This is a genomic window from Roseibaca sp. Y0-43 (assembly GCF_020667835.1).
In the GTDB taxonomy this organism is placed as follows: Bacteria; Pseudomonadota; Alphaproteobacteria; order Rhodobacterales; family Rhodobacteraceae; genus Roseinatronobacter.
Map to the genome: position 1 here is coordinate 1 of NZ_JAFMPR010000034.1, position 1496 is coordinate 1496.

Below are 1496 nucleotides of genomic sequence, written 5' to 3' on the forward strand. Positions count from 1 at the left end.
TAGTTCGTTCTGAACAATCCATTCAGACGGCGTCAGGCGTGATCTGGTTGTCTGGGCGCTGGCTGAAAGCGTTGAGAATGGCCATGATGAACAGCGCCAAAATGGTCCTCAGGTGGGCCATTATCTTTCGAAGATTGTGGCCGCAGGCGCAGAGAATGGCGAAGATCGCATCGCCTGCCGTGCCTTTGAGCGGACAGCGTGTCAGCCGACCGTCGGTTTTCATGTGCCCTATCTCGGCCTCAATGGCGCTGCGCCGTCGCAGGAGTTTTGCCAGTATAGGCGTGATGCCTTTGCGCATGCCGCTGATCAGCACGCGGGTACGCGTCACACCGTGCCCGCGATAGCCGCGATCGACCACGGCCAGTGCGGGGCGGATGTCGGTCAGCACTTCGACCTGACCCAGTGCATCTTCCAGCGTATGGCCATCATAGGGGTTGCCAGGCATCGAGCGAGCGCCGACGATGAAGCCTTCCGCGATGGTGGCGGCGACCGAAACCTTGGTGCCAAACTCGTAGCGCACGCGGGCCTTACCTTTGGAGATGCAATCGACTTCAGGCTCATGTAAGCTGTAGATCTTGTTCTTATCCTTCGGCTTCTGAGCCAGCAGTCGCCCGGTCAGCACCAGCGCATCGCAGATCTGTTCGCGTAGCGCCCCTGCAGGAATACCGCTGAGGTGACGCCGCAAGTCCCGCATGACTCGACCCGTGTAGCCTTTGAGCTTTTTCAATGCCTTGCGCATGCGCTTGAATTGCTTCGCATGGGCATAGCGTCCCACCTGCAGCGCCAAACGCGGGGCAAGGCGGGCATAGCTTTGGCGCAGATCGACACCCGCCTCGCGCGCCAGCGCCACAAGCTTCTGACGTGCGCGTTCATACAGCCGTGCATCGGTCGGATAGGCGATATTCTTCTCCATGACCGTCGTGTCGACCGACACCCGCTCGAAGCTCTTGTCATCGACAGCCCCAGAGGTGCGCCCCGCTTCGATGGTTTTGGTCAGCAACCATTCCGCGCCCTCTTCACCGATACGGTTGCGCCATCGCGTCAGGGATGACGGATCGATGGGCGGGCGATGCTGAAAGAAGGTCTCGCCACAGAAATGCTGATAGTAGGGATTCTCGACCCAACGCGCGACCACAGCCTCATCCGACAGATCATAGGCGTGCTGAAGATAGAGAAGCCCTGCAACCAGCCGCGAAGGCGTCGCGGGTCTGCCAGCCTCCGAAGGGAAGAACCCCGCCCATTCGCGCTCGAAGAACTCCCAGTCGATCAGCGCGGCCAGCTTCACCAGTGCGTGGCGCATGTCGATGATCTCGACCAGCCGCGCACGAAACAGATCGTCTTGCTCAGGCCCCTTCGGTTTCGCCTTCATCGCCCACCCCGATATTGCAAGGTTTCCGCTTAAATCATACGAAACCCTGCAATCAAAGGCGACAGAAAACACCCATTTCCTACATAAAATCAGAATGTTGGGAGTTGTTCAGGACGAACTAATTATG

1 protein-coding gene is annotated in these 1496 nt (G+C 58.8%); it reads right to left on the bottom strand.

The annotated features are described in order from the left end of the window. Nucleotides 1-22: 22 nt before the first annotated feature. Nucleotides 23-1369: an IS5 family transposase gene (locus J1C52_RS14970; RefSeq protein ID WP_227428729.1), complete on the bottom strand. Its 1347-nt coding sequence runs from the start codon at nucleotides 1367-1369 to the stop codon at nucleotides 23-25. Between the last annotated feature and the right edge of the window lie 127 nt (nucleotides 1370-1496).

Excerpts from the sequence above, each read along its gene's own strand:
- J1C52_RS14970 (WP_227428729.1), bottom strand. The coding sequence starts at position 1,369 with ATGAAGGCGAAACCGAAGGGGCCTGAGCAAGACGATCTGTTTCGTGCG.